This is a genomic window from Pseudomonas sp. 3A(2025) (assembly GCF_054589175.1).
In genome coordinates, this window is the sequence record NZ_BAAILM010000010.1 from 128,092 (window position 1) to 152,815 (window position 24,724).

Here is a 24,724-nt window from a genome sequence, read left to right on the forward strand (position 1 = left end):
CTCAGTCCGCCGAAGATGAAGAGGATAAAGGCGTCAGACGGCGTGCGCCGGCCATGCCCACGGTGATCAGCGCGCCATCGGCGGCCTGGATCACGCCCGTCAGTGGCAGGCCTTCGGACACCGCTTGCGGTCTGGCTGAAAACTCGCCCAGGCCGCTGCGCAACAGCAGGCCGGCCTGATTGGCCAGCAGCAGTTGGTCCTGGGTCACGCGAATGGCGTTGAGCGAGGCCGGTATCGGATTGGCCAGCGCCTCGAAGCTTTGGCCCTGATCGCGGGAAACAAACAACTTGCCGCGCAGGCCACCGACCAGCAGGCGCTTGTCGGGCAACACGGCCATGCTGAAATAGCTGCCTTCATACGGGCCTTCGAGCGCTTCGAAATGCTCGCCGGCATCAGCGGAGCGCAGCAGCAGCCCTTGTTCGCCGGCGATGTACAGGTCGCGGTCCTGACGCGCCATGGCATACAAGTGCAGGCCGCCGGGGTTGGGCAACCGGGCCGATTGCGATTGCCAGGTACGCCCGCCATCGGCGGTGGCCAAGGCCAGGCCGTAGGCGCCGATCACCAGGCCGTGACCAGCATCGCTGAAACTGACGGCCAGCAGCGGTTTGTCGGCGCCATCGGCGACCAGGCGTTTGGCGGCACCGATGCGCTCGCTGTCGCCAGACGCCTCGGCGGCACGCAACTCCACCGCCGCGGCACGCACACCGTCCAGTTGCAACACCCAGTGCTCGCCGCCGTCTTCGCTGCGCAGCACCACACCGGCGTGACCGACCGCCCAACCGTTGCGCGCATCGACAAACTGCACGGCGGTCAGGCTGACACTGACCGGCACCGCCATGGCCTGGCGCCAATGCTGACCGTTGTCATCGGACAGTAGCACCACACCGCGCTCGCCCACCGCGACCAGACGATTGCCGGCGCGGGTGACGTCTTGCAGTACCGCGCGCAAGGCTTGCGGGCCTTGCACGGCGGGTTGTTGCAACGCATCCGTGGCGTGTGCTGCAAAGGCTGGCGTCAGGCAGCAACAGGTTGCCAGCAGCCAGCGGGTAAATAGCTTGTTCATTGCACGCCACCTTTATTTTCTTGTTATGGGGGAGCCGATGAAAGGTGCTTTAGCGCACGCCTTCGCCGGCCATGGCGTCGGCGGTGAACACTGAATCCTTGAACGGCGGCACGATGCGGTATTGCTCGGCCTCGCCGGCAAACAGGTCACCGGCAAACCACGCGCCCGACAGCAGGTCGTAGAAGCCGTTGGTCAGGGTCACGACCCCTGGCAGGTCGGGCAGCACCACAGGGGATGTCCAGACCACTTTGGCCAGTTGGCCACGGGCGTCGTAGCGTTCGCCAAGCACTGCCGCCCAGGTGTCTTCATCGAGGTAGTAAGTGCTCTTGGGCATCACGTGGCGCTGGCCGTTTTTCAGGGTCGCCTCGACCACCCAGACGCGGTGCAGCTCCCAGCGCAGTACATCGGACTTGAGGTGGTGGGCGTCGAGCAGCGACTCGGCGGTCGGTGCGGTGAACACCTTGTTGGCGTTGTAGGGGATGTACATCTCCTTCTTGCCTACCAGTTTCCAGTCGAAGCGGTCGGTGCGGCCGTTGAACACGTACAGTTCGTCGAAGCTCATGACGCCGGCGGTGGCCGGTGTCGGCGTGTCGCAGCAGGCGTTCGGCAGGCGGCGCACGCGGCGCTGGCCCGGCAGGTAGGTCCACACGGCGGCCTTGTCGGCGTTGAGGTTTTCCAGTCCCGTGATGGCTTCACCGGCACGCAGTGGCGGGCCGTCGTTGATCATGCGGATCGACCAGAACACGCCCTTCTCACCCGAGCCGCCGGGCAAGTACCACGGCATTTGCAGGTCGGCGCGCGAGTCATTGGTCAGCACATGCTTGCCGTCGGCGGTGGTCAGGTACTGGGTGAAGTTGGCCTGCCAGGACGCCCCGCGCCAGCGCAGCAGGTGGTTCCAGATGGCTTCGACGCCGTTTTGCGGAATCGGGAACGGAATACCGCCGGACGCACCTTCAGGCATGGCCCCGGCCGGGCCTTCGACCAGCTTGCCCTGGGTGGCGTTGGCAAAGGTGGCGTCGTACACCGCTTGCGGCGCGGCGGCGCTGCGATGGGTCGGGTAGACCTCGACCCGGTAGCTGTCGGGGTACTTTTTGAGCATCGCCTGCACGCCGGGCGTCAGCTTGTCGGCGTATTGCGCCATGTTCTGCGCGGTGATGGTCAGGGTCGGCTTGTCATTGGCGAACGGGTCGCCGCGCTTGCCGCCGGGTTTATAGGCCGGGTCCGCCTGGGTATAGCCGCCGGTCCACGCCGGAATCGTGCCGCTGGCATTGCCGGCGCGCTCGGCGCCCAGCGGGGTCAGGCTGGTTTTTAACTTCGCGGCATCTTCGGCCGACACGGCGGCCATGGCGCCATGGGCGAATAACAGGGCAGCACTGACGGCGCTGATTAACGAGACGATCTTGTAGTTGTGTTTCATCGGGCTGTCCTGGGTCAGAAGCTGCGGCTGACGGTGAAGGCGATGAAGTCGCGGTCTTTGAGCGACTGTTCGAAGGTGTAGTTGTTGCTGGCATCGAGAAAGGTGTTTTGCGGGCCGTAGTAGTGCGTGTAGGTCAGGCCCAGGTTCCAGGTGTTGAGGTAGTTGCCCTTGACCCCGATGTTGAGGTCGCCGCCGTGGTCGATGCCAAAACCGGTGCCCAATGCACCCGATGCGCCTTGGGTGTAGCTGGCGCCGACCGGCACCGAGAGGTCCAGGCCCGGGATGAACTGGCGGTACATGGGTTCGTACACCAGGCGCAGGCTGGTCGCGTCGCGATCGGCATTGGGGTCGAAGGCGTCGCGGTTCTTGCTGACACTGAGTACGCGGTTCCAGGCGATTTCACCGATAAAGCTGGCTTCACGGGCAACGAAGCTCGGCTCCAGGCTGGCCAGCCACGACAGGTTGGCGTGCAGTGTGCGGCCGGTGGCGTAAATCGGGTTGTCGCTGTTGTTGATCGCTTCGTCCGGCGCCAGCGCGTGCTGGTTGGTCGAGGCCAGTGGCTGGTTCCAGCGCGTCGACAGCTCGCCTGCGACGTTGAAGTTGCCCAGCGTGGTCGAAAAACTCGCGCCCAGTGCCGAGATATCTTCGGGGTAGACCCAGTAGAACTCGCCCGCCTTGCCGGTGACCGGGTTGAGGTTGGCAAAGTCGGTGCGCACGTTGAGCTGCGGCGCCTTGTCGTGGAAGCGGATGGCGTACAGGCCCCAGTCCACGGTTTCGGTGCGCCAGCGCAGTTGCAGGCCGCCCTGGCCCGAGTCTTTGGCCTTTTTATCCTTGCCGTGGTAGAAGGCCAGCGGCTGACCGCCCGGCATCACCGGAGCGCCCACGAACAACCGTTCTGCGCCGTCACCGAAGAAGTCGTCGTTGGAGAAATAGCTGCCGGCGGCCGGCAGGCGGCTGGCTTCCCAACTGAACTGGTAGTAGGCGCCGATCGAGACATCAGGGGTCAGTTGCATCTGCCCGGACATCTGTTGCACCGGACGAATCAGTTCCTTGAACTGGGTGTTGGGCACCGACAGCCCCTTGACCACATCGATAGGCGCCATGCCGCCGGCAATGCCGTTCATGCCGTAGAACAGGCTTTCACCCCATTGCATGGCGTAACGGCCCACGCGCCCGGACACCGGCATGTCGCCGATTTCGGTCTTGCCGAAAATGAACGCATCGAGCAATTCGCCCTTGCGCCCGTGCAACGTACGGGTGTCGTCGGTGAACTGGTCGTAACGCACCGAGGTACTGTTGCTGCGGCTCGGGTCGTTGTTGTCGGTGCCACGGTTATAGGCATCGTCGTACCAGGCCGCGCCGCTGACCCGGGCGCCGACGTTGCCGTAAGTGATGTCCATCTCCGACAGCAGATCGAGACGATTGGAAATCAGCCCCTTGCGAAAATTGCGGTCGCCGTCGTCCAGGTTCAACGAGGTCTGACCCTCGGTGAGCCGGCTGCTTGGTTCCTGAGTGCGCCAGGCGGCGCTGTATTTCAGGGTATTGTCCCAGCGCACCCGCAGGTCGGGGACGCCGGTGTCGATTTCAAACGCCTGACTCTGGCCGGCGGTGAGCGCCAGCAGGGTCATGGCCAAGGGTTTGAGCGGCGGCAGCGCGCGCCAGTGTGCACGGTGGTGAGTCAACATCGGGAACACCTCTTTTATTGTTTTTGTACGTGTGTGCGAACAAGCAATACCGGGGTTCAGATCGGCCGGGCGGTGACCTCGAGCATCTGCTTGACCAGGCCGATGCGGTCGAACGACGGGTCGCGCTCGACCTCTTTGGCGCCGGCCAGCAGCGACATCTCGCTGATGTACTTGCAGCGCTCGAAGCGCCGGCCCATGAAGCGCTGCAACTGCGCGTCCAGCGTGCCGCCGGCGGTCAATTCTTCGGCCAGCACCACGGCGTCTTCGATGGCCATGCCGGCGCCCTGCCCCAGGTGCGGCGTGGTGGCGTGGGCGGCATCGCCGATCAGCAGCACGCGGCCGCGATACCAGGGCTCGTCGACGAACACCGCTTCCAGCGGCTTGTAGACCACCTCGGCAGAATCGGTGATCTGCTCGCGCAACTCACCGATCAGGCCGCCGAAACCGGCCAGCCGCTCGCGCAGTTCAGCGGCCAGGCCGGCCTGGTCTTTCCACGGGTTACCCGGCTCGTGAGAGGTGGTGAACAGGTACATCAGGTCATCGGCCAGCGGCACCAGGCCGGCGTTGCCAGCGGGGCCCTGATAGTTGGCCAGGTGATCGAGGCCGCCGCTGCGCTTGAAGTTGTAGCGCCACACCGACTGCCCAGTGAAATGCGGCTGGTAGCGGTCGCCGAAGACCAGGCTGCGCACTTTGGAGAACAGCCCGTCGGCGCCGACCAGCAGGTCGTAACGGCCCTGGCGGCCATCGCTGAACAGCACATCGACGCCCTCGCCGTCTTGCGTAAAGCTTTCGATCGAGGAGCCCAGATGCACCTGGGTACCCAGTGCAATGGCAGTTTCGCTGAGGACTTTATGCAGCGCCCGGCGCGAGATACCAACGTTGGCGGGGTACTCGGGGCCTGCCAGACGCTGGCCTGGAATGCGCACCAGCTGCTGGCCGGCGGTTGAGTAGATGGCGACGTCTTCAAAGGCGAAGGCCGCATCGAGGTAGGCATCAAGCAAGCCCAGACGGTGCATTTCGCGCACCACGTTGCTTTGCTGGATGATGCCGACGCCGTAGACCGTCCATTCGGTTTTCAGCTCGACCAGCTCGACTGCAATTCCTTTGCGGCGCAGGGCAATGGCGGCGCACAGCCCACCGATCCCGCCGCCGACGATCAACACGTTGCTCACCGTATTCATGGCATTTTTCCGTTTTGTTCTTGTTATTTCCGCATTTCAAATGCGGGCCTTCCTGTGCCTGGGCACAGCTTCCCGGTGTGGCCGGGCTTTTACCAATCGTGTCAGTGGATGCGAGCTATCACGCGTCGCGATACCTCAGTCGCCCAGTAGCGCCAGCGGCACTAGCAGCCAGCCGTCCTGCTCTTGATGCTGCAAAGCCCGTAATGCCTGCCCCAGACACGGTCCGTACACGCATTCGCCGGTATCGGGGCGAAAGCGGGCGTTGTGGGCGTAACACACCACCCACTGGCCATCGGCGCTGAGAAAACGGTCCTTGCGGTACTCCAGCGGCGTGTGCAGGTGCGGGCACTGGTTCAAGAACACCCGCACGCTGCCGGCATGGCGCACGGCAAACAGGCTGTCGGCGCCGCGCCCTTGCGGGTCGAAGCCGCGTGCCTGGCCCTCGGTCAACTCATCGAGCCGGCACAGCGTTGCGCACGCCACCGCTTAGTCCTTTTTCGGTGGCGGGCCGCCGGGTGCCCATTTTTCCCGCGAGGTAAACAGGAACAACTGCGAGTTGTCCGCCGACATCGGCGCCTGGCGTGCGGCCCACTCGTCGTCATGGCGGTCCATGTCGGCGTCGTACTCGATGTGGCAGCCCAGCGGCGAGTTGAAGTACCAGAACCAGTTGGAACCCAGCATGTGCCGGCCCGGCCCCCAGAAACTGGTCCAGCCCTTGTGCTGGAAGCGTGTGCCGGCCAACAGCACTTCGGTGCCGCTGCCCATATGAAAGGTGAAGTGCTCGCAGCCCTGCATGTGCGGCGGGGTCTGGATCATGAACAGGCAATGGTGATCGTCCATTCCGGCGGTGCGCATGAACGGCCCGACACCGATAAAGCTGTCGGTGGTGACAAAGCCCAGGCGGTCGCGATAGAAGGCTTCGCCCTTGGCCGCATCCGGCACGAAATACACCACGTGCGACAGCGTGCGTGGCAGTGCCTGCATGTCGGCGGTGATGCCCAACTGGTTGAGCGGGCGTTGCGGCTCACTGCCGGGCGCGTTGGTCAGGTCGGCCGGTGCCTGGAATGCGCGGCGGCAGGTGACCTGAAAGGCAATGGCAAAGCCCAGGTCGTCGACGCTGTGCAGCACACCTTCGGCATCGCGGCGCACGTCGCGGTCGCGGCCCAGTTCGTCCGCAATGGCATCAAGATCGCTGCTGGAGGCCACGCCATACACGGTTTCGCGCAGCGACGGGGTCGGCCCAATCGCCGGTGGCAGTTCAGGGTCATGGCCGTGGCGAATGACAATCGCCGTGCCGTCGAGGGCTTCGAAACGCCCGCCGTCGGCGTCCAGGTGGGTGGCGTTCAGGCCGTAGTCACGCAGGCAAGCGGCGCAGGCCTGGATATCGTCGACGCCGAAGATCAGGGCATCGAGTCCAAGGATGTTCATGGCGGGCACTCCATTCGATTTGTTATTGAGTTGCCGAGAAGGTTGATGGCAGGCATGGCCCGCTGACCAATCGTGTGTAGGGATGTGAGGCATCGACAATCGCGATACCTGAAGGCCGGTCCATGACAGTGGGCGTTTACCGGCCAGTGACGGTTGCCCGGGATTGACGTAGCAAAAATGTCGGGACAAGGTATCGACAAAATAACTACAAGAACCTCGAGGTATCACCGTGCGCTTCAACCACCTGGACTTGAACCTGTTGGTCGCCCTGGACGTACTGCTCGAAGAGCAGAACATCACCCGCGCCGCCGAACGCCTGCACATGACCCAATCGGCTACCAGTGGCGTACTCGGCCGCTTGCGGACCTTTTTCGAAGATGAGTTGCTGGTGCAGGTCGGGCGCAAGATGCAACCCACCCCCTATGCCCTGGAGCTGGCGGCGCCGGTGCGCGAAGTGCTGCTGACCATTCGCTCCTCGATCACCGCCAAGCCGGTGTTCGACCCGGCCACCAGCAAGCGTCACTTTCGCCTGGTGACGTCCGATTACCTGATCAGCGTGCTGTTCGCCCAGGTGATCCAGAAGATTCACCATGCCGCCCCGTCGATCACCTTCGAAATGCTCAGCCCCGGCGACAGCGGCGCCGAACTGCTGCTGCGTGGTGAGGTGGACATGATGATCGCGCCCGAGCGCTACATCATTGAAGGTCACCCGGCGCAGTTGTTGTTCGAAGAAGAGCACGTGTGCGTGGTCTGGCGCGACAACCCCGAGGTTGGCCAGAGCCTGACGATGGAGCAGTACATGCAGATGGGCCACATTTCGGTGGGCTTCGGGCGCAACCGGCATTTGAGCATCGAGGACTGGTTCATGAGCCAGTACAACTTCAATCGCCGCCTGGAAGTGATCACCAACGACTTCAATACCCTGCCGCAATTGCTGGTCGGCACCCACCGCGTGGCGACCATGCACCGCCGCCTGGCCGAGCTGTATGCGCGCTATCTGCCGCTACGGATATTGCCGGCACCGGTGAAAATTCCGGTGATGCGCGAATACATGCTCTGGCACCGAAGCATGGAAGGCGACCCGATGCACCGCTGGCTGCGCGAGCGGATTCGCGAGTTTATCCAGAGCGTCGATCAGCCTGCCGAGGCGTTGCGGGCGGTGGGGTAGACCATAGATAGAATGTCTTTGCCCGGCTCAAGCAACACCGGGCAATGGCGACAGGCTCTAGAAAACCCTTTTGGGCACTGCAACACCGCCTTTCCTGAGAATTTCCGCTTCCACTCGAAAAATATCCGGCACATTGATTTTCCCGTTCTTGCGAACTTCCATTACGCCAACGTCGCGCATCGAAGACAGCAAGGCTGAGGGCTCGTCGCCAGATAAGAAACGCACAGGAGTGGCGTGAGGTTTGGGATCACTTGTAATCCTGGCCCTTACTCCTGCCTGTTCCCAAAGCGCAAAAAGCTGATCTTCTTCAATGGGCACGAACTGGCGGCGCAAGGCCTCAAGGGCCGGTTGAATCCACGGGTAGTCCTCGTAAAGCTCGGCAAGGCGGCTGGTCGAGGCAGAGCGAACACCATCCTGTAAGCCAAGGTGATCCACTGCCTTGCCTGACGGCGCCGGATCATGTTCCGCAGCTTTTTTCCAAGCGACAAGAAAACTACGAGGTGAGCACGTTTGAGCCGCATCGCTCAGATGCAGAGGTACCCAACTGTAGACGCGACCACGCTTTTTGTTGGCGCCCATAAAAGCGCCGGCAATAGCGTTAATTAGATGCTCCTGCGCATCGATATCCGTGGTATCCACGCCCTGTTGGGGTAAAGCCTGGGTAGCCTGGATGCTTTGAGCCAATGCTTTTATGGGGTTCCGCGATTGGCTATCCAGCAATAATTGAAAAAGCAGCAAACCATAAAGCTCTGAGGGTCGCCACACGAGATTGACATGGTCATTTCTGATTTTCGAACTGTCTGGGAAGCGAAAAAGCTCCTGGTCAGAAAACTGATCCACACGCATGAATATTTTGGCGCGAATGGCCGTGAACGATTGAAGGCCTACCGCCAGAATTAACAAGGCGCGAGTGATATCGCTGATTTGTTTCCAATCACCCTGTATTCGATCGAGGGCGTCGAAAACAATGACCAGCACTGAACCCGAGGCGGCGAGCGTGTCATCCAAAAGAGACAGCTCATGGGAATAGAGTTGCGGATCGGCTGAAAGCCTGGCGATGGTGTCCTCTAAGGAAAAGGACTGTCCAGACATGTTATAGACTGACGCAATTCTTGTCAGTACTGCCCGCCATATGAGCTCAGCGGGAATTCCCTGCTTGATAAAAAACGCCAGTTCGTCAACGGTTGGCGCAGTAGCACTGACTTTAACAGAGCCGTTGAAGCCCACCACGACGTTGGCTTTCTCCAATTGACGAAAGCCATAAACATTGGCAAGCCGTTGCCGCAAGGAGGGTTGCAGCAGTGCGTGCGTCCAAAAGCTTTTTCCGGCTCCGCGGTTACCGACCACCAACTGCCGCCGCAGATCCAGTACGTTTCGATGCCCTTTAGGCAAGAAGGCGCTGTTGACATCGATTTCCTGGTTCGGCTCGACCCGGGGGGCAGGGTCAAACGCCGCCATGGCAGCGCGAATGTGCGAAAAGTCAGAGAGGGTTGTCATTGGGGCGCTCGTGATCGGTCATGCTCGACTCTATTAGTTCATCAACTTTATTCAAAAATGGACGATACGTTTGTTCATAGAAAGCGCTCTCTAGTTGACTTGGACGTAGAAGAGGGTCGAAGTCCAGGAAGTTTTGTGTGAATGGGATCATTAACGGCTGGTGAGGTGCTGTCAAATCATCCTGAGCGAAACGAAGCGCATCGCCGACCTCTCCCGAGAGGTCCTCTTCATCGTATATATGCTCAGAAAACAACTCGAAGACTTCTTCTGAAAAAAGCGCGATGGCGTCTTTATTCATGCTCGCCTTGGCGTAGACCGGGCGCAATGTGGATCGCCACTCGGCATCGCCACCGGCGGCTTTGTCTCGCTGCGCCAGCAACTGAAAGGCTGCGAACAGCTTGCGATAACCTTGGTACGTTTGCCGTTGAGCCGTGCCAAATAAAAAAACCGTAGCCCCCAGTCCCAACACAGCGGGCGCCGCCAACTCAGATAGACCCGCCCTGCTGTCAATCAGCACCGCATCGTACTGGTCACGCTGGGTCACGGCGTCAATCATGCGAGAGATTTGGCGATCCACGGTGACCACACCGGCACTGTCGATATCCTCAGTCATTGCTCGGGAAAGCTTGGGCAGCACATTTTCGGGATAGTGATCGGAGGCAGTGCCGAGTGCCGGCATGACATCAACGCGCCCGCCTTCTGCTGTAGTAAGGTCACTGGTACCGATGAAATCGCCGAGGCGACTAGCGGGTATACCCACTATGCCGTTATCGACAAGATAGTCGATCACACCATATTTGGGGGTTCGATCATCTGACAGCAATAGCTCGCCCAGGCCAGGTGCTTCCAGGTCGAGATCGATGACCAACACGTTACGGCCGCGCCGCGCCAAATCTGCGGCGGCGACAGCCAGCGCCGTTGAGCGGCCAACCCCGCCCTTGAGCGTGGCAAAGACGAAGCGCGGTGGATGGCTCACTTCGGCAGCAGGGGCGTTGAGCCAGCCAGACCCAACGATACGCCTGTCAAGCAGCGTGTAAAACTGATCTTCAACGCGGATGGGTATTGCATCAGACGCCTCAAGCACGGCTTGCGCACCGGGGCCATCAGAGAACCGTACAGCCCCTCCTTGTCGTGCATAGCCACCCAGTTTTTCAGCAACGCTTGCATTAAGCGCGTCATTTTCAGAGTCGCTTTGTGCCAGCCGCGATGAGACGAATGCCAGTCGGCCAGATGCATCTCTAACGATGACTCCACATTGCGCAAATTCAGCCCCGGCCTGATCGGCCAGTGTCGAGATCAGCAAAGGGAGCGCTTGGTCGAAAGTGATCTGTGAAGTCATAGGTTATCCATCCGAGCGATTAACTGTTGCGCACTAGACTTCCAGGCGGTGACTTTTAATGGATTGATTCTGACAGTGGATGAGTAGCGCATATTGGTATGCCAAGCGTCGAACAAGGCGCCATCTTCAGCAATCTGCATCAGCTCACCGGCTCGACGGCCGTGAAGTTGATCTTTGAGGACGGTCTTGAGGGCTGGAAAATGCTCGAAGAAGGCATTTCCTTTACGAGGTTCGGCAGGACGCATACCGCTGTCCAGCATCATTGCTTTGACGGCAAGTTCTCCCGCCAGTCCAAACAAATAGCCGGCAACGGCATTGCACCCCGGCTGCTTGCCACTATCGGTGACGGCATGAAGCTCAAGGGCTGCCGTCAAATGGCGGCGGGCAGATCCTGAGGGGTTCTGATCGTAATCCAAAGCATTGCTCCACTCGGAATGTGTCGCCTTTCATCACAGTCTCGACGCACATCAGGGCTGGTTCGATTAAGTCTCTCGGCATGGGCGCAACTGCGCCGGAAGGTCGGCGAGCAGTGTACCTCAGTTGCTCGATTACCCGGCGGCCATCGCGTTTGGCGATACCTCGCATCCCCCGTCGCGATTGGCCATACCGTGTTGTGCCTGCGTACCTTCACCGGGTACGCGTCCTGCCTGTTGATGGACGCCGGATCTTTCGACAGCACAAGGACAATAAAAAATGTTCCGTTACTTCCCCACCAATTACGTCTGGAATCTCTCGGTGGACCTGGCCATCGAAATGGGCGCCCGTATGGGCGAGATCGAGGAGATGTGTGCGCCGCTGCAAGAGGCCGCCAGACAGCCCGACGCCGCCGGCACCCGTGCCTTTCGCGAGACCTGGGCGAAAATGGCCGACAAGCTGTGCGGCCTGGCCGAAGAGGACGAGGCGGCCGGGCGCTTGTTGTCGGCAGGCGAGAAATACAACCGCGCCGCCACCTATTACCTGACCTGCGAACGCCTGCAAGCTCACGGTGCACCGGGGCGCGAGGCGTTGTATCAGCGTTTTCTGCAGACGTTTGCCCAGGGCATCGCGCTGTCGAACGAGAACTGCCAGCGGGTCGAAATCCCCTATGAAGGCACGCACCTGAGCGGCCTGTATGTACGCGCTGAATGCGTTGAAGGGCCAGCGCCGCTGCTGGTGCAGGTCAACGGCCTGGATTCGACCAAAGAGATGAAATACCGCGTGGGCCTGCCAGCCTGGCTGGCCAGACGCGGCGTGTCGTCGCTGATCATCGACCAGCCCGGCACCGGTGAAGCGTTGCGCCTGCACAACCTGACCGCCCGCTACGACAGCGAACACTGGGCCAGCCGCGTGGTGGACTGGCTCGAAACCCGTGAAGACGTCGACGCCAAGCGCATCGGCATGGAAGGTGTGTCACTGGGCGGCTATTACTGTCCGCGCGCCGTGGCCTTCGAGCCGCGTTTTGCCTGCGGCGTGGTCTGGGGCGCCAACCATGACTGGCGCGACGTGCAGAAGCGCCGCCTGGAAAAGGAAGGCGACTTCCCGGTGCCGCACTACTGGGCCCACGTGTGCTGGGTGTGGGGCGCCAGCGATGTCGATGAGTTCATGAGCATTGCAGAAAACGTGCACCTGGATGGCGTACTCGACCGTATCAAGGTGCCCTTCCTGGTGACCCACGGTGAAAAGGACTCGCAGATCCCGCTGAAATGGGCGCATCGCACCTATGAACAACTGGTCAACAGCCCCAAACGCGAGCTGAAGATCTTCACCGAACGCGAAGGCGGCGTGCAGCATTCCAGCTTCGATAACAGCATCAACGCCGGGCAATTCATTGCCGACTGGGTCGCTGAAACGCTGGGTGGCCGCACGCGCTGATTACCCTCAGGTGTAAACCCGGTCCAGCCGGTGCTGATGGGTATCGAACTGATCGAGGACATCCTGAACGATCTGTTCTTCGCTGAAGCCCATCAGGTCGTATTCCTGGCTGCCGTTGTACAGGTAGACCTCGGCGCGGTAGAAGCGCCGGCGCACTTCGTTGTCGCCTTCACGGGTGACATCGTCGGGCGCGGCCAGGTAGCCGTCCAGGCTGACTTCATAAACGAAGGGGTTGCCCTCCTCCATTTCGATGCGCAGCCCCATCATCGAGCGCGACTGGCCGACCCGGCTCAGCACCTCGAAGCCTCTGCCCTGCAACTGCGTCACGGCCTGCTTGAGCGCGGGGCTGACGTGCTGGTCCATGAAGCACTGCGCGGTGGCCTGGTTGGGTTGCAGGTCGAGCTGGCTCAGGCGCTCGGCAAACCCGCGACGGCCGCGAGCGGCAAGTTCGGCGTGGGTCTGCTCCAGCAACTGGTCCTGGCGCATGGCCTTGTACAGCCCGTACATGAACACCGCCAATACCAGCGAGAACGGCAGGCCGGCGAGCACCACCATGGTCTGCATCGCTTCGAAGTTGCCGGCGAACAACAGCCCGATGGTCACCAGGGTGATGATCGCCGACCAGACGATACGCATCCAGTGCGGGGCGTCTTCATCGACACCGCCGCCCTTGCACGACAGGTTGGCCATCATTACCGCACCCGAGTCGGCCGGGGTCAGGAACAGCACAAAGCCGACGAAAATCGCTACACCCACCACGATTTTGGCGCCAGGGTAGGATTCGAGCAGCTTGTAGATCGACATCGACGGCTGTTCCACCGCGATGCGGCCCAGCTCGGTCGCGCCTGAGTTGATCACCAGGTCCAGCGCGGTATTACCGAAGATCGACAGCCAGGCCAGGGTGAAGCCCAGCGGGATCAGCAACACGCCGGCGACCAGTTCGCGCACCGTGCGGCCACGGGAGATACGCGCGATGAACATGCCCACGAACGGGCCCCAGGAAATCCACCACGCCCAATAGAACACGGTCCACAGGCCCAGCCAGCGCTCGGACCTGGCCGGCGTGTTTTCGTACACGTACAGGTCAAAGGTCTTGAGTATGACCCCGTCCAGATAATCGCCCAGGTTCTGCACGAAGCCATTGAGCAAATGCAGGGTTGGCCCGTTGAATAGCACGAACAGCAGCAGGCCGCTGAACAGCACGATATTCAGGTTCGACAGGCGGCGAATGCCGTTCTCGACACCAGACACGGCGGCGATGGTCGCCACCGTGCTCATCACCAGAATGACGATCAGCAGGTTGGTGTTGTTGTGCTCGATGCCGAACAGGTACTCAAGCCCGGAGGCCACCTGCATGGCGCCGATGCCGAGGTTGGTGACCAGCCCCAGCAAGGTGACGAACATGCCGAAGATGTCCACCGTGTTGCCGGCCAGGCCCTTGACCCAGCGCTCGCCCATCAGCGGATACAGCGCCGAACGCAGGGCCAGCGGCTGGCTGTGGCGGTAGGCGAAATAGGCCACCGACAGCCCGACCAGCGCATAGATCGCCCAGCCGTGCAGGCCCCAGTGCAGGAAGGTCAGTTGCAGGCCCTGGCGTGCCGATTCCAGGCTGGCCGGCGCGCCTTGGGGCGGATTGAAATAGTGGTCCAGCGGCTCGGAAGCGCCGAAATACAGCAGCGAAATACCGATGCCGGATGAGAACAGCATGCCGGCCCAGGCGCCGTAGCTGAAGTCGGGGCGGTCGTCCTTGCTGCCCAGCTTGAGTTTGCCGAACGAGGTGAAGGCAATGCCGATGACGAACACCAGGTAGGCTCCGATCATCAACATGTAGTACCAGCCGAAACTTCGCGACAGCCACGCCTGAGCCTGGCTCAGGACGCGGCCTGCGGTTTCGGGGACAGCGATCAGCAGGGCAGTCAATAACAGGACCAACAGCGCCGAGGTGAAAAATACGACGCGGTTGACGGTCGGCTTCTCGGTGGAAGCCTTTATGAGGGAGGCAGAACTCATTGCACGCATGCTCCAAAGCAGAGCGGTAGAAAGTGAGCAGACCCGTGTTTCAGGCCTGCCGCCTGTGTGTCAGCACCGATCGGCGTGTGGGCGTCAGGCAACGCCGCAGGCTCGTCTCTCTATGGAGCTTTTGCACAAAAGTGCATGAACCCTTGCCCAGATGTAACGAAAAAGCGCGAACGTCTTTCGTCATGCTCTGTCACAAACCTTACAGGACGCCTTTCTACACACCCTTGACTGGTCCGAAAACCTGTCAAGGGTGGCAGATTGTCGCAGAGCTTATTCTTTACTGATTGAGCGTTCAACATAAATAAAGTAGGCTAGTTTTAGTCCACCTATGCACTTGCGAGAACCCTATGGCCCGTTTTGAAACGCAAAAACTCTATATCGATGGCGGTTACGTTGACGCCAGCGGCACAGAAACCTTTGACGCGATCAACCCTGCCACCGGCGAAGTGCTGGCCAAGGTCCAGCGCGCTACTGCGGCTGACGTGGAGCGTGCCGTCAAAAGCGCAGAGAAAGGTCAGAAAGTCTGGGCAGCCATGACCGCCGTCGAGCGTTCGCGCATTCTGCGTCGCGCCGTCGATATTCTGCGCGAGCGCAACGATGAGCTGGCGCAACTGGAAACCCTCGACACCGGCAAGGCCTATTCGGAAACCCGTTATGTCGACGTCGTGACCGGCGCCGATGTGCTGGAATACTACGCAGGCCTGGCGGTCGCCATCGAAGGCGAGCAGATTCCGCTGCGCGACACCTCGTTCGTCTACACCCGCCGCGAACCGCTGGGCATCACTGCCGGCATCGGCGCCTGGAACTACCCGATCCAGATCGCCCTGTGGAAATCGGCCCCGGCGCTCGCGGCCGGCAACGCAATGATCTTCAAGCCGAGTGAAGTCACCTCGCTGACCACCCTCAAGCTGGCGGAAATCTTCACCGCCGCAGGCTTGCCCGATGGTGTGTTCAACGTGCTGACCGGTAGCGGCCGCGACGTGGGTACCGCCCTGACCGAACACCCGCAGATCGAAAAAATCTCGTTCACCGGCGGCACCAGTACCGGCAAGAAAGTCATGGCCAGCGCTTCGGCGTCGAGCCTCAAGGAAGTCACCATGGAGCTGGGCGGCAAGTCGCCGCTGATCATTTTCGACGATGCCGACCTGGATAAAGCCGCCGACATCGCGATGATGGCCAACTTCTACAGCTCCGGTCAGGTGTGCACCAACGGCACCCGCGTGTTTATCCCGAGCGCGCTGAAAGAAGCCTTCGAAGCCAAGATCCTGGAGCGCGTCAAGCGCATCCGCATTGGCGACCCGACTGACGAAAACACCAACTTCGGCCCGCTGGTGAGCTTCGCGCACATGGAAAGCGTGCTGGGCTACATCGCCAAGGGCAAGGAAGAAGGCGCACGCCTGCTGCACGGCGGCGAACGCCTGACCGAGGGCGCACTGGCGCAAGGCGCTTATGTAGCACCGACGGTGTTCACCGACTGCACCGATGAAATGACCATCGTGCGTGAGGAGATCTTTGGCCCGGTGATGAGCATTCTCAGCTACGACACTGAAGAAGAAGCCATCCGCCGCGCCAACGACACCGACTACGGCCTGGCTGCCGGCATCGTCACCCAGAACCTGACCCGCGCCCACCGCGTGATTCACCAGCTTGAAGCCGGTATCTGCTGGATCAATGCCTGGGGCGAATCGGCCGCCTCCATGCCGGTCGGCGGCTACAAGCAATCGGGCGTGGGCCGTGAGAACGGCATCCTGTCGCTGGCCCAATACACCCGGGTCAAATCGATCCAGGTCGAACTGGGCGATTACGCGTCCGTCTTCTAGGAAGACGGCAGCGTCAAGTTATGAGCCGCAAGCTTCAAGCTTGAAGCTGCGGCGTCTTGAATACATGCATTATCAGGAGCACCCCCGACAAGCTTGCAGCTCATCACTTGCAGCTTGTCGCTGAGGGGCGCTCCGCAAGGAGTCCCCTTATGTCTGAGTTCGATTACATCATCATTGGTGCCGGTTCCGCCGGTAACACCCTGGCCGCCCGCCTGACCGAAGATCCAGGCGTCACTGTCCTGCTGCTGGAGGCCGGTGGCCCGGACTATCGCCTCGATTTTCGCACCCAGATGCCGGCGGCGCTGGCCTTCCCGCTGCAAGGTCGCCGCTACAACTGGGCCTACGAGACCGATCCCGAGCCGCACATGAACAACCGCCGTATGGAATGCGGTCGCGGTAAAGGCCTGGGCGGCTCTTCGCTGATCAACGGCATGTGCTACATCCGTGGCAACGCCATGGACTTCGACGGCTGGGCCAAACTGCCAGGCCTTGAAGACTGGGCCTACCCGGATTGCCTGCCGTATTTCCGCAAGGCTGAAACCCGCGATATCGGCCCCAACGACTGGCACGGCGGCCAGGGACCGGTGAGCGTGACCACGCCTAAAGCCAATAACAACCCGTTGTTCGCCGCGATGGTCGAAGCCGGTGTGCAAGCCGGTTACCCACGCACCGACGACCTCAATGGTTATCAGCAGGAAGGCTTCGGCCCGATGGACCGTACCGTTACGCCGAATGGCCGCCGCGCCAGCACCGCACGCGGTTACCTGGACACTGCCAAACAGCGTGACACCCTGACCATCGTTACCCACGCCACCACCGACCGCATCGTCTTCGAAGGCAAGCGCGCCGTGGGCGTCAGCTATCTGGTGGGCAATTCGACCACGCCCGTACTAGCCAAAGCACGCCAGGAAGTGCTGCTCAGCGCCGGCGCCATCGCCTCGCCGCAGATCCTGCAACGCTCCGGTGTCGGCCCTGCCGAACTGCTGAAAAAACACAATGTGCCGCTGGTTCACGACCTGCCCGGCGTCGGTGAAAACCTGCAGGACCATCTGGAGGTGTACATCCAGTACGCCTGCACCAAGCCGGTGTCGCTGTACCCGTCGCTGCTGTGGTGGAACCAGCCGGCCATCGGTGCCGAATGGCTGTTCAACGGCACCGGTATCGGCGCCAGCAATCAGTTCGAAGCGGGCGGTTTCATTCGTTCGCGGCCTGAGTTCGAGTGGCCGAACATCCAGTACCACTTCCTGCCGGTGGCGATCAATTACAACGGCAGCAAAGGCGTACAGGAGCATGGCTTCCAGGCGCACGTTGGTTCGATGCGCTCACCCAGCCGTGGGCGGGTACAGCTCAAGTCCAGGGACCCGCACGACCATCCAAGCATCCTGTTCAACTACATGGCCAGTGAGCAGGACTGGCAAGAGTTTCGCGATGGCATCCGTATCACCCGCGAAATCATGGCCCAACCGGCGCTGGACCCGTATCGCGGCCGTGAAATCAGCCCTGGCCTGGACGCTGTGACCGACGAGCAACTCGACGCCTTCGTACGAGAGCATGCCGAAACCGCGTACCACCCGTCGTGCTCGTGCAAGATGGGCACCGATCCGCTGGCGGTGGTCGACGGCCAGGGCCGTGTGCATGGCCTGGAAGGGCTGCGTGTCGTGGATGCGTCGATCATGCCGGAGATCATCACCGGTAACCTCAACGCCACCACTATCATGATCGCCGAGAAGATCGCCGACCGCATTCGCAACCGCGCCCCGCTGGCGCGCAGCAATGCCAAGTACTTCAAGGCCAACGGCGCCCCGGTACGCCGCGCTCCGATGCGCCCGACCGAGCACACCGAAGGCCTGGCGGCGGCGCAAGTGCTGCCGGTGCAAGCCCCGCTCGAGCCTGTTGCTCATTGATATAACAGCCTGCAGGGTCGCATGGCCTGATGGAATTACCCACGCTGTCGATGAACTCGACAGCGTGGTCAACAAGTCAACGCCGCTTACCCCACTCAGCCGACCGTGTAGCTAATCGCGGCATAGTAGCTTTTTGCGTAACTTGCCACGAGATCGGCACTTTCCAGCCCGTTGATAATTTTGCGCGCCTGCACCCAGTTGCTCTTGGACTCGTTAAAGAAGTCAGAGAGCTTTGCAGAAGTGAAGAGACCACTGCGCATGCCTACAAACAGCACTTTAAGTGCCGTATCGAGCGCCATTGCCTGATCGGGATGAGTGATGAGATCAACCTTGATAATCGCCCCCACCCTTTGATAGTTGGCCTTGTGCGTGAGCTGGACAAACCCTCGCCCCAGCCATGAGTCACCGTTAGCATCGCGCCGCCAATAGGGCGTTTTAACCCACGGTAATTTACCGGCGGCCCAAGCCTTCTCAAGCCGGTTAATAGCCTCGTCGTCCGTGGCTGCGAAGGTTTCACGGACGGGGTGCATGGTTCTACCGGTCTCGTGGTGTGTCGTAGCAAGCATGTAGGCCAGCCATCGATCATCCCCCTCAGGAGACTCCGCCTCCCACTTGTCAAGGATCGCATTCAGCCCATCGCGCTGCCCCTGTATGAGCGAGCCCTTGAATAAAGACTCACGGATATGGTCGAAGAAAAAATCCCTGTTGATGCCCATGAAAACTCCTGAACACGATCGTCATGAAAAATAATCGGCAGCGCTGGCCTGTCGAACAAACACGTCAGTACAGTTGACTGTTACTCTCGATGTTTACTGCTTTGATATTTTAATACGTTGCCGAAAGCGGCAGCGTAGCAAACGCTCTGCATCATTCAAATCAATCGAGAAAATTATTTTTCCTACCGGTTATATTCGCCCTGTTTTCAAAACTGCCTGACACTCACTGCCACGTGACCTCGTTGCGTGATCGACGCCATGCAAGTACAGGAGCTGGAAACCTACCGGATAGTAGTTCTGCTGGTGATAACGCACCTCTGCGACGGCTGTTTGCACTTCATCGGCCAGATACAACACCCCGAAGCTGCCATTACTGAAACGCGACCCGGCCGGGTTGACGTGGGTAAACGGGGCGGTGGCATACGAGCAGCCGGCAATTGCGAAAGAAATCTCCTGCAAGGCGATCAATTCGATGCGCCCCACCTCGTTGAGCACGCGCGGGTTGGTCAGCGCCTGAATCTGATACAACGCCTCAAACTCGGCTGCATCGGCCACGTCGTTGAACAGATCGATGGGCGGAAAACGCGAGTTGACCAGACGATGCGCTTGCAGCGCCTGGTCCGGGCATTCGGCCAGCTCAGCGGGCATCACCATTGCCCACCCCGCAGCGCATCGATGCGCCGGAAGGTGTCGTACAGCGAAATAATGAATCCATAGACTCAAAACCAGCCCGACGATCTACCGCACGCTCCGATGCGCCGGCCGTGGCAGCCCCAAGTGCTCGCGCAACGTGTGCCCGCTGTACTGCTCACGAAACAACCCATGCTTGCGCAGGATCGGCAACACACCGTCGACAAACGCATCGAGCCCTTCAGGAAAATGCGCCGGCATCAGGTTGAAGCCGTCGGCGGCCTGCCCTTCGAACCAGGCAATCATTTCATCGGCGACCCGCTGGGCGGTGCCGACCACGATGCGATGACCGCGTGCCCCGGCGGCCAGATGGCAAACCTGACGCAGGGTCAGGCCGTCTTTGTGGCTCATGTCCAGCAGCAACTGCGCGCGGCTTTTCATGTTTTGCGGCAGCGGCAAGTCCGGCAGCGGCTGATCCAGATCAAAACCGCTGACGTCATGCCCCAGACGGTCGCTGACCAGTGCCAGTGCGGCGTCCAGGTCATTCCATTGTTGCAGGCGCTCGAAATGTGCCAGCGCTTCGTCCTGGGTGCGGCCAATGATCGGCATGATGCCGGGCATCACCAGGCAATGGCCGGGGTCGCGGCCATGCTCGACCACCTGGCGCTTGAGGTCGGCATAAAACTGCTGCGCGCTGGGCAGGTCTTGTTGCGCGGTGAACACCACTTCGGCGATGCGCGACGCCAGCGCCATGCCCGGCCCCGACGAGCCGGCCTGCACCAGCACCGGATGGCCCTGCGGGCTGCGGGTCAGGTTCAAGGGGCCGGCAATGTTGAAGAACTCGCCCTGATGATCGAGGCGGTGCATTTTGCTGCTGTCCAGGTACACACCGGTTTCGGCGTTGCGCACATAGGCGTCGTCTTCAAAGCTGTCCCACAGCCCGCGCACCACATCGACGAACTCCTCGGCCACGGCATAGCGCTGCTCGTGGTCCGGGTGATTACCGAGGGTGAAATTGGCCGCGCTGTCGTAGCCGGTGGTGACCACGTTCCAGGCCACCCGGCCATTGGAAATATGGTCGAGCGTGCCGAACTGGCGCGCCACGGTGTAGGGCTCGCCGTAGGTGGTCGAAGCGGTGGCGACCAGGCCGATGCGCTCGGTGACCGTGGCCAGCGCGCCGAGCAGGGTCAGCGGCTCGAAGCGCACGATCATCGACGGCGGCTCTTGCGGGCCGGTGACCAGTTTGTCGCCGAAAAACACCAGGTCGAAACACGCACGCTCGGCGCTCTCGGTGAGCCTGCGCACCAGGGCAAAGTTCTCACTGCCGCTTTGCGCGCCGGGGTAGCGCCAGCCCGAAGCATGGTGGCCGGCGGCCTGGATGAACAGGCCCAGGCGCATCTGTTGCTGTGTACGACTCATGATACCCACACTGAATTTGTTGGTTTTTTGTTACAAGATATGAACATTAGCTTATTCGTATTCCGTATTTTTAACATTTTGTTACCGAGCCTACACTCTCCTTCACCCAATAATGGGATCCAAAACGAGCGCTCCCAGCGCTAAGGACAATGACTATGCACGCATGGATAACGACTGATGAGCAACGCTGCCCGAACGCATTTCGCCCCCCTGTTCGCACCCCTGCAAACTGCCGGATTGCTGCTCGCCGCTAGTGCTTTAAGCAGCCTGGCTCAGGCTGACGACACCCTCGACACGGTGCTGGTCACCGGCCTTCGTGGCAACCAGCAACGCACCCTGACCGACAGCCCGGTCCCGATTGACGTTTACACCAGCGAACAGCTCACTGCTACCGGCAAGAGCGGCCTCAAGGAAATCCTCGCCCGCCTGATCCCCTCGTTCAACGTGCCAACCTTCAACGGCGGCGGCACCGGCTTTGTGGTGCGCGGCATCAGCATGCGCGGCCTGGGTGGCGATCAGGTGTTGATTCTGGTCAACGGCAAGCGCCGGCATAACACCGCGATGATCAACAACAATGCGCGGGTCGGCAACGCGTCGACGCCGGTCGACCTCGACCTGATTCCTACCGCCGCGGTAGAGCGCATCGAAGTGCTGCGCGATGGCGCCGCCGCCCAATACGGCTCGGACGCCATTGCCGGCGTGATCAATATCATCCTCAAGCGCAACGCCGACGGCGTCACCTCCGAGACCTCACTGGGCCAGAACTACAACGGCGACGGCACCACCGGCCATGAAGCGGCCAACGTCGGTACGGCGCTGGGCGATGGTGGCTTTTTCAACCTGTCGTTCGATGCCAAGGCCCAGGAGCCGTGGATTCGCGATTCGGCCGCCTCCGGCCAGTTGTACTTCAACCAGCCCGACGGCTCGCCCGACCCACGCGAGAGCAACCGGCATGGCTGGGGCAACGAATACGGCCTGGGCCGCGACCGTACCACCAGCCTGGCCTACAACCTTGAATTGCCACTGCAGAACGATGTGACCCTGTACTCGTTCTCGACCTTGAGCTACCGCAACAGCAACAAGGACCTCGGTCATCGCAAGCCTACCGACATCACCAGCCTAGCCGGTGTGGATGGCGCGCCGTATGGCGATGGCGGCCAGGCGCGGCGCGAGATCGAAGAGGTCGACTACCAGGCCACCGCCGGGTTCAAGGGCCAGGTGGGCGGCTGGGACTGGGATGTCAGCAGCAGCTACGGCCGCGACAAGGCGCGCCTGTACACCGACAACAACGTCAACATTTCCAACGGCCCGGACTTCAGCCAGCACCGCTTTCATCTGGCCAACGAAATCTTCGATCAGTGGACCACCAACCTCGACTTCACCCGCGCGCTGGACATCGGCTGGAGCAGCCCGCTGCAAACCTCGGCCGGTATCGAATACCGCCGTGAAGAATTCACCCTGCAAGCCGGCGAGCCCAACTCGTACAGCCAGGGCAGTTATGTGATTCCGACCGGCCCGTTCGCCGGACGGGTTCCCGACCCTGGCCTGTTTTCGGTGGCCGGCACCAGCCCGGACGATGCCGGCAGCGCCGACCGGCAGAACGTCGCGGCGTATTTTGACCTGGGCCTGGATGTGACCAGCAACTGGTACGTCGGCGCTGCCGTGCGCCATGAGAAGTACAACCAGGGCATCGGCGAAACCACCAGCGGCAAGCTGACCACCCGCTACGAGTTCGTGCCGGGTTATGCGTTGCGTGCAGGCGTCAGCAAGGGCTTTCGTGCCCCGTCGCTGGCACAGAACCAGTTCTCGGCGACCAGCAGCATCACCCAGTTCGGCGTCGGTGGCGTGACCAGCGTGGCCCGCACCCGGCAGATGCGCCCCGATTCGCCGGAAGCTATCGCCCTGGGTGCCACTTCGCTGGAGCCTGAAACTTCGCTCAGCTACAGCCTGGGCCTGACCGCCGAACCGCTGGAGCGTCTGCGCCTGACCGCCGACTGGTACCTGATCGACATCGACGACCGGATCCTGCAAACCGGCGTGCTGAGCGGCACAGCCGTGTCGAATATCCTCACCGCCAACGGCCTGCCACCGAACCTGGCCGGCCAGTACTACGCCAACGCCGCTGACACCCGCACTCAAGGTGTCGATCTGGTGGCCGAATACAGCCTGGCGTTGCAGCAATATGGGCAGGCGAAATTCAGCCTGGCCTATAACCACAACCGCAACACCATTCGCGGCCTTGCCGCCAACCCCAGTCAGTTGTCCAGCCTGGGCAGCGGTTATGTGCTGTTCGACCGCCAGCAACAGATCGACCTGACCAAGGCCACGCCCAAGGACAAGTGGATCGCCGCAACCCATTACCGGCTCGACCGCTGGAACGTCAACCTGGCGCTGACCCGTTACGGCCAGTACACCGAAGGCTCGAATATCCCGGACAACGACCGCACCTACAGCGCCAAGTGGATCACCGATCTGGACGTGGCCTATGACGTGACCGACAACCTCACCGTGGCCCTGGGCGCCAATAACCTGTTCGATGTCTACCCGGATAAAAAAGGCATCAAGACCTGGGCCGGCACCTACGAGTACGGCATGTTCTCGCCCTACGGGTTTGCCGGTGGTTATTACTACGGCCGTGTGAGCGTGGCGTTTTGAGCCGGGGCAAGCCGTTGCAGGCCATGCTGCTGCTCGCGCTGCTGGGGCTGAGCTGCGCCGTACAAGCGCAGACCACCCTGCGCGTCGGCAGCCAGAAGGCGTCGCTCAAGGTGCTGCTGCAAGCGGCCGGCGAACTGCAAGACTTGCCCTACGCAGTCGAGTTTTCATCGTTTCCTTCGGCGCCGCCGATTGCCGAGGCACTGAGCCTGAACGCCATCGATATCGGCGCGCTGGGCGAGGCGCCGTTTATCTTCGCCGTGGCGGCGAAAGCGCCGATCAAGACCGTGACGGTGATCAAGCTGCACGTGACACCAACCATGGTGGCGCTGGTGGTCAGACAGGATTCGCCACTGCATACGGCGGCGGATCTCAAGGGCCGGCGCATCACCACCACACGCGGCTCGATCGGTCACTTCCTGGCCCTGGCGCTGTTGCGTCAGGCCGGGCTGCACGGCAGCGACGCGCAGTTCATTTTCCTGCAACCGGGGGAATCGCGGGTGTTGCTGGCCAACGGCGGCGCGGATGTGTGGGCAACCTGGGACCCGTACACCACCATGGCCCGCCTGCAAGACCAGACCCGCGTACTGGCCAGCGGCGAGACGCTGTTTGCCGGCAACGTGCTGATCGTCGCGGGCCAAAAAGCCATCGATGAAAAGACCGACGCGCTGCGCGACCTGCTGACCCGCATCGAGCGCGCCTACCAGTGGGCCAACCGCAATGTCGACGCCTACGCCGAACAACTGGCCGCCTCTACCGGGCTGCCGGTCGAGTTTCACCGCGTCTCGACACTGGAATCCAGACCGCAACGCATCGCCATCGATGCGACGGTTATCGACCAGTTACAACACAGCGCCGACCTGTACCGCGATGAAGGAATCATCCGCCAGGGCATCGACGCCAAAACGCATTACGACACCCGTTTCGATCATTGA

The 24,724-nt window shown here is 61.3% G+C and carries 18 protein-coding genes and 1 pseudogene; 6 read left to right on the forward strand and 13 right to left on the reverse strand.

Features of this window, described 5'->3' with window-relative positions; translation table 11 throughout:
- Position 1: 1 nt before the first annotated feature.
- From ACYP2A_RS04235 to ACYP2A_RS04260, 6 genes are all read right to left on the reverse strand, one after another.
- A complete protein-coding gene (locus tag ACYP2A_RS04235; RefSeq protein ID WP_459743044.1) occupies positions 2-1,063 on the reverse strand; it encodes a WD40/YVTN/BNR-like repeat-containing protein in 1,062 nt (353 codons plus the stop codon).
- A 49-nt stretch (positions 1,064-1,112) separates the two neighbouring features.
- Positions 1,113-2,480 carry a DUF1329 domain-containing protein gene (locus ACYP2A_RS04240; RefSeq protein WP_459743046.1) on the reverse strand — a complete coding sequence of 456 codons (1,368 nt, stop codon included), beginning with the start codon at positions 2,478-2,480 and terminating at the stop codon, positions 1,113-1,115.
- Positions 2,481-2,494: 14 nt separating this feature from the next.
- The gene (locus tag ACYP2A_RS04245; RefSeq protein WP_459743047.1) at positions 2,495-4,165 is read right to left on the reverse strand and encodes a DUF1302 domain-containing protein; all 1,671 of its coding nucleotides are present in this window, start codon (positions 4,163-4,165) and stop codon (positions 2,495-2,497) included.
- Positions 4,166-4,221: 56 nt separating this feature from the next.
- Positions 4,222-5,346: an FAD-dependent oxidoreductase gene (locus ACYP2A_RS04250; protein ID WP_459743049.1), complete on the reverse strand. Its 1,125-nt coding sequence runs from the start codon at positions 5,344-5,346 to the stop codon at positions 4,222-4,224.
- 135 nt (positions 5,347-5,481) lie between these two features.
- Positions 5,482-5,829 carry a Rieske (2Fe-2S) protein gene (locus tag ACYP2A_RS04255; protein ID WP_459743050.1) on the reverse strand — a complete coding sequence of 116 codons (348 nt, stop codon included), beginning with the start codon at positions 5,827-5,829 and terminating at the stop codon, positions 5,482-5,484.
- Between the two features lie 3 nt (positions 5,830-5,832).
- Positions 5,833-6,774, reverse strand: coding sequence for a VOC family protein (locus ACYP2A_RS04260; protein WP_459743052.1), 942 nt, complete (start codon positions 6,772-6,774; stop codon positions 5,833-5,835).
- Positions 6,775-7,003: 229 nt separating this feature from the next.
- Between ACYP2A_RS04260 and ACYP2A_RS04265 the strand changes: the two genes are divergently transcribed.
- The gene (locus ACYP2A_RS04265; protein WP_459743054.1) at positions 7,004-7,942 is read left to right on the forward strand and encodes a LysR family transcriptional regulator; all 939 of its coding nucleotides are present in this window, start codon (positions 7,004-7,006) and stop codon (positions 7,940-7,942) included.
- A 57-nt stretch (positions 7,943-7,999) separates the two neighbouring features.
- Here ACYP2A_RS04265 and ACYP2A_RS04270 read toward each other — a convergent pair whose 3' ends face one another.
- The 3 genes from ACYP2A_RS04270 to ACYP2A_RS04280 are packed head-to-tail and all read right to left on the reverse strand — an operon-like array spanning position 8,000 to position 11,194.
- A complete protein-coding gene (locus ACYP2A_RS04270; RefSeq protein WP_459743056.1) occupies positions 8,000-9,439 on the reverse strand; it encodes a hypothetical protein in 1,440 nt (479 codons plus the stop codon).
- Positions 9,423-10,778 carry a ParA family protein gene (locus ACYP2A_RS04275; protein WP_459743057.1) on the reverse strand — a complete coding sequence of 452 codons (1,356 nt, stop codon included), beginning with the start codon at positions 10,776-10,778 and terminating at the stop codon, positions 9,423-9,425. Before ACYP2A_RS04275 ends, ACYP2A_RS04270 begins: the two co-directional genes overlap by 17 nt.
- The gene (locus ACYP2A_RS04280; RefSeq protein ID WP_459743059.1) at positions 10,775-11,194 is read right to left on the reverse strand and encodes a hypothetical protein; all 420 of its coding nucleotides are present in this window, start codon (positions 11,192-11,194) and stop codon (positions 10,775-10,777) included. The genes ACYP2A_RS04275 and ACYP2A_RS04280 overlap by 4 nt, the downstream gene beginning before the upstream one ends.
- A 277-nt stretch (positions 11,195-11,471) precedes the next feature.
- Here ACYP2A_RS04280 and ACYP2A_RS04285 point away from each other — a divergent pair, with 277 nt between their 5' ends.
- Positions 11,472-12,629 carry an alpha/beta hydrolase family protein gene (locus ACYP2A_RS04285; RefSeq protein WP_459743061.1) on the forward strand — a complete coding sequence of 386 codons (1,158 nt, stop codon included), beginning with the start codon at positions 11,472-11,474 and terminating at the stop codon, positions 12,627-12,629.
- A gap of 6 nt (positions 12,630-12,635) precedes the next feature.
- Here the strand turns inward: ACYP2A_RS04285 and ACYP2A_RS04290 are convergent, their stop codons facing one another.
- Positions 12,636-14,639: a BCCT family transporter gene (locus ACYP2A_RS04290; protein WP_459743062.1), complete on the reverse strand. Its 2,004-nt coding sequence runs from the start codon at positions 14,637-14,639 to the stop codon at positions 12,636-12,638.
- Positions 14,640-14,995: 356 nt separating this feature from the next.
- Here ACYP2A_RS04290 and betB point away from each other — a divergent pair, with 356 nt between their 5' ends.
- The gene (betB, locus tag ACYP2A_RS04295; RefSeq protein WP_459743063.1) at positions 14,996-16,468 is read left to right on the forward strand and encodes a betaine-aldehyde dehydrogenase; all 1,473 of its coding nucleotides are present in this window, start codon (positions 14,996-14,998) and stop codon (positions 16,466-16,468) included.
- Positions 16,469-16,617: 149 nt separating this feature from the next.
- Positions 16,618-18,372 (forward strand): choline dehydrogenase, encoded by a 1,755-nt coding sequence (gene betA, locus ACYP2A_RS04300; protein WP_459743065.1) that lies wholly within the window; start codon positions 16,618-16,620, stop codon positions 18,370-18,372.
- 95 nt (positions 18,373-18,467) lie between these two features.
- Here the strand turns inward: betA and ACYP2A_RS04305 are convergent, their stop codons facing one another.
- From ACYP2A_RS04305 to ACYP2A_RS04315, 3 genes and pseudogenes are all read right to left on the reverse strand, one after another.
- The gene (locus ACYP2A_RS04305; RefSeq protein WP_459743067.1) at positions 18,468-19,088 is read right to left on the reverse strand and encodes a glycoside hydrolase family 19 protein; all 621 of its coding nucleotides are present in this window, start codon (positions 19,086-19,088) and stop codon (positions 18,468-18,470) included.
- A 288-nt stretch (positions 19,089-19,376) separates the two neighbouring features.
- Positions 19,377-19,742 (reverse strand): annotated as a pseudogene (locus ACYP2A_RS04310) (RES family NAD+ phosphorylase); the annotation flags it as partial.
- 84 nt (positions 19,743-19,826) lie between these two features.
- Entirely contained in the window at positions 19,827-21,137 is a 1,311-nt protein-coding gene (locus tag ACYP2A_RS04315) for an LLM class flavin-dependent oxidoreductase (protein WP_459743069.1), read from the reverse strand.
- 177 nt (positions 21,138-21,314) lie between these two features.
- On the opposite strand from ACYP2A_RS04315, the gene ACYP2A_RS04320 reads away from it, so the two are divergent.
- Both ACYP2A_RS04320 and ACYP2A_RS04325 read left to right on the forward strand, forming a co-directional pair.
- Positions 21,315-23,792 (forward strand): TonB-dependent receptor plug domain-containing protein, encoded by a 2,478-nt coding sequence (locus ACYP2A_RS04320; protein WP_459743070.1) that lies wholly within the window; start codon positions 21,315-21,317, stop codon positions 23,790-23,792.
- On the forward strand, positions 23,789-24,724 hold the full coding sequence (locus tag ACYP2A_RS04325; protein ID WP_459743072.1) for an ABC transporter substrate-binding protein: 936 nt from the start codon (positions 23,789-23,791) through the stop codon (positions 24,722-24,724). Before ACYP2A_RS04320 ends, ACYP2A_RS04325 begins: the two co-directional genes overlap by 4 nt.

Excerpts from the sequence above, each read along its gene's own strand:
- ACYP2A_RS04235 (WP_459743044.1), bottom strand. The coding sequence starts at position 1,063 with ATGAACAAGCTATTTACCCGCTGGCTGCTGGCAACCTGTTGCTGCCTG.
- ACYP2A_RS04240 (WP_459743046.1), bottom strand. The coding sequence starts at position 2,480 with ATGAAACACAACTACAAGATCGTCTCGTTAATCAGCGCCGTCAGTGCT.
- ACYP2A_RS04245 (WP_459743047.1), bottom strand. The coding sequence starts at position 4,165 with ATGTTGACTCACCACCGTGCACACTGGCGCGCGCTGCCGCCGCTCAAA.
- ACYP2A_RS04250 (WP_459743049.1), bottom strand. The coding sequence starts at position 5,346 with ATGAATACGGTGAGCAACGTGTTGATCGTCGGCGGCGGGATCGGTGGG.
- ACYP2A_RS04260 (WP_459743052.1), bottom strand. The coding sequence starts at position 6,774 with ATGAACATCCTTGGACTCGATGCCCTGATCTTCGGCGTCGACGATATC.
- ACYP2A_RS04270 (WP_459743056.1), bottom strand. The coding sequence starts at position 9,439 with ATGACAACCCTCTCTGACTTTTCGCACATTCGCGCTGCCATGGCGGCG.
- ACYP2A_RS04275 (WP_459743057.1), bottom strand. The coding sequence starts at position 10,778 with ATGACTTCACAGATCACTTTCGACCAAGCGCTCCCTTTGCTGATCTCG.
- ACYP2A_RS04285 (WP_459743061.1), top strand. The coding sequence starts at position 11,472 with ATGTTCCGTTACTTCCCCACCAATTACGTCTGGAATCTCTCGGTGGAC.
- ACYP2A_RS04290 (WP_459743062.1), bottom strand. The coding sequence starts at position 14,639 with ATGAGTTCTGCCTCCCTCATAAAGGCTTCCACCGAGAAGCCGACCGTC.
- betB (WP_459743063.1), top strand. The coding sequence starts at position 14,996 with ATGGCCCGTTTTGAAACGCAAAAACTCTATATCGATGGCGGTTACGTT.
- betA (WP_459743065.1), top strand. The coding sequence starts at position 16,618 with ATGTCTGAGTTCGATTACATCATCATTGGTGCCGGTTCCGCCGGTAAC.
- ACYP2A_RS04305 (WP_459743067.1), bottom strand. The coding sequence starts at position 19,088 with ATGGGCATCAACAGGGATTTTTTCTTCGACCATATCCGTGAGTCTTTA.
- ACYP2A_RS04315 (WP_459743069.1), bottom strand. The coding sequence starts at position 21,137 with ATGAGTCGTACACAGCAACAGATGCGCCTGGGCCTGTTCATCCAGGCC.
- ACYP2A_RS04320 (WP_459743070.1), top strand. The coding sequence starts at position 21,315 with ATGAGCAACGCTGCCCGAACGCATTTCGCCCCCCTGTTCGCACCCCTG.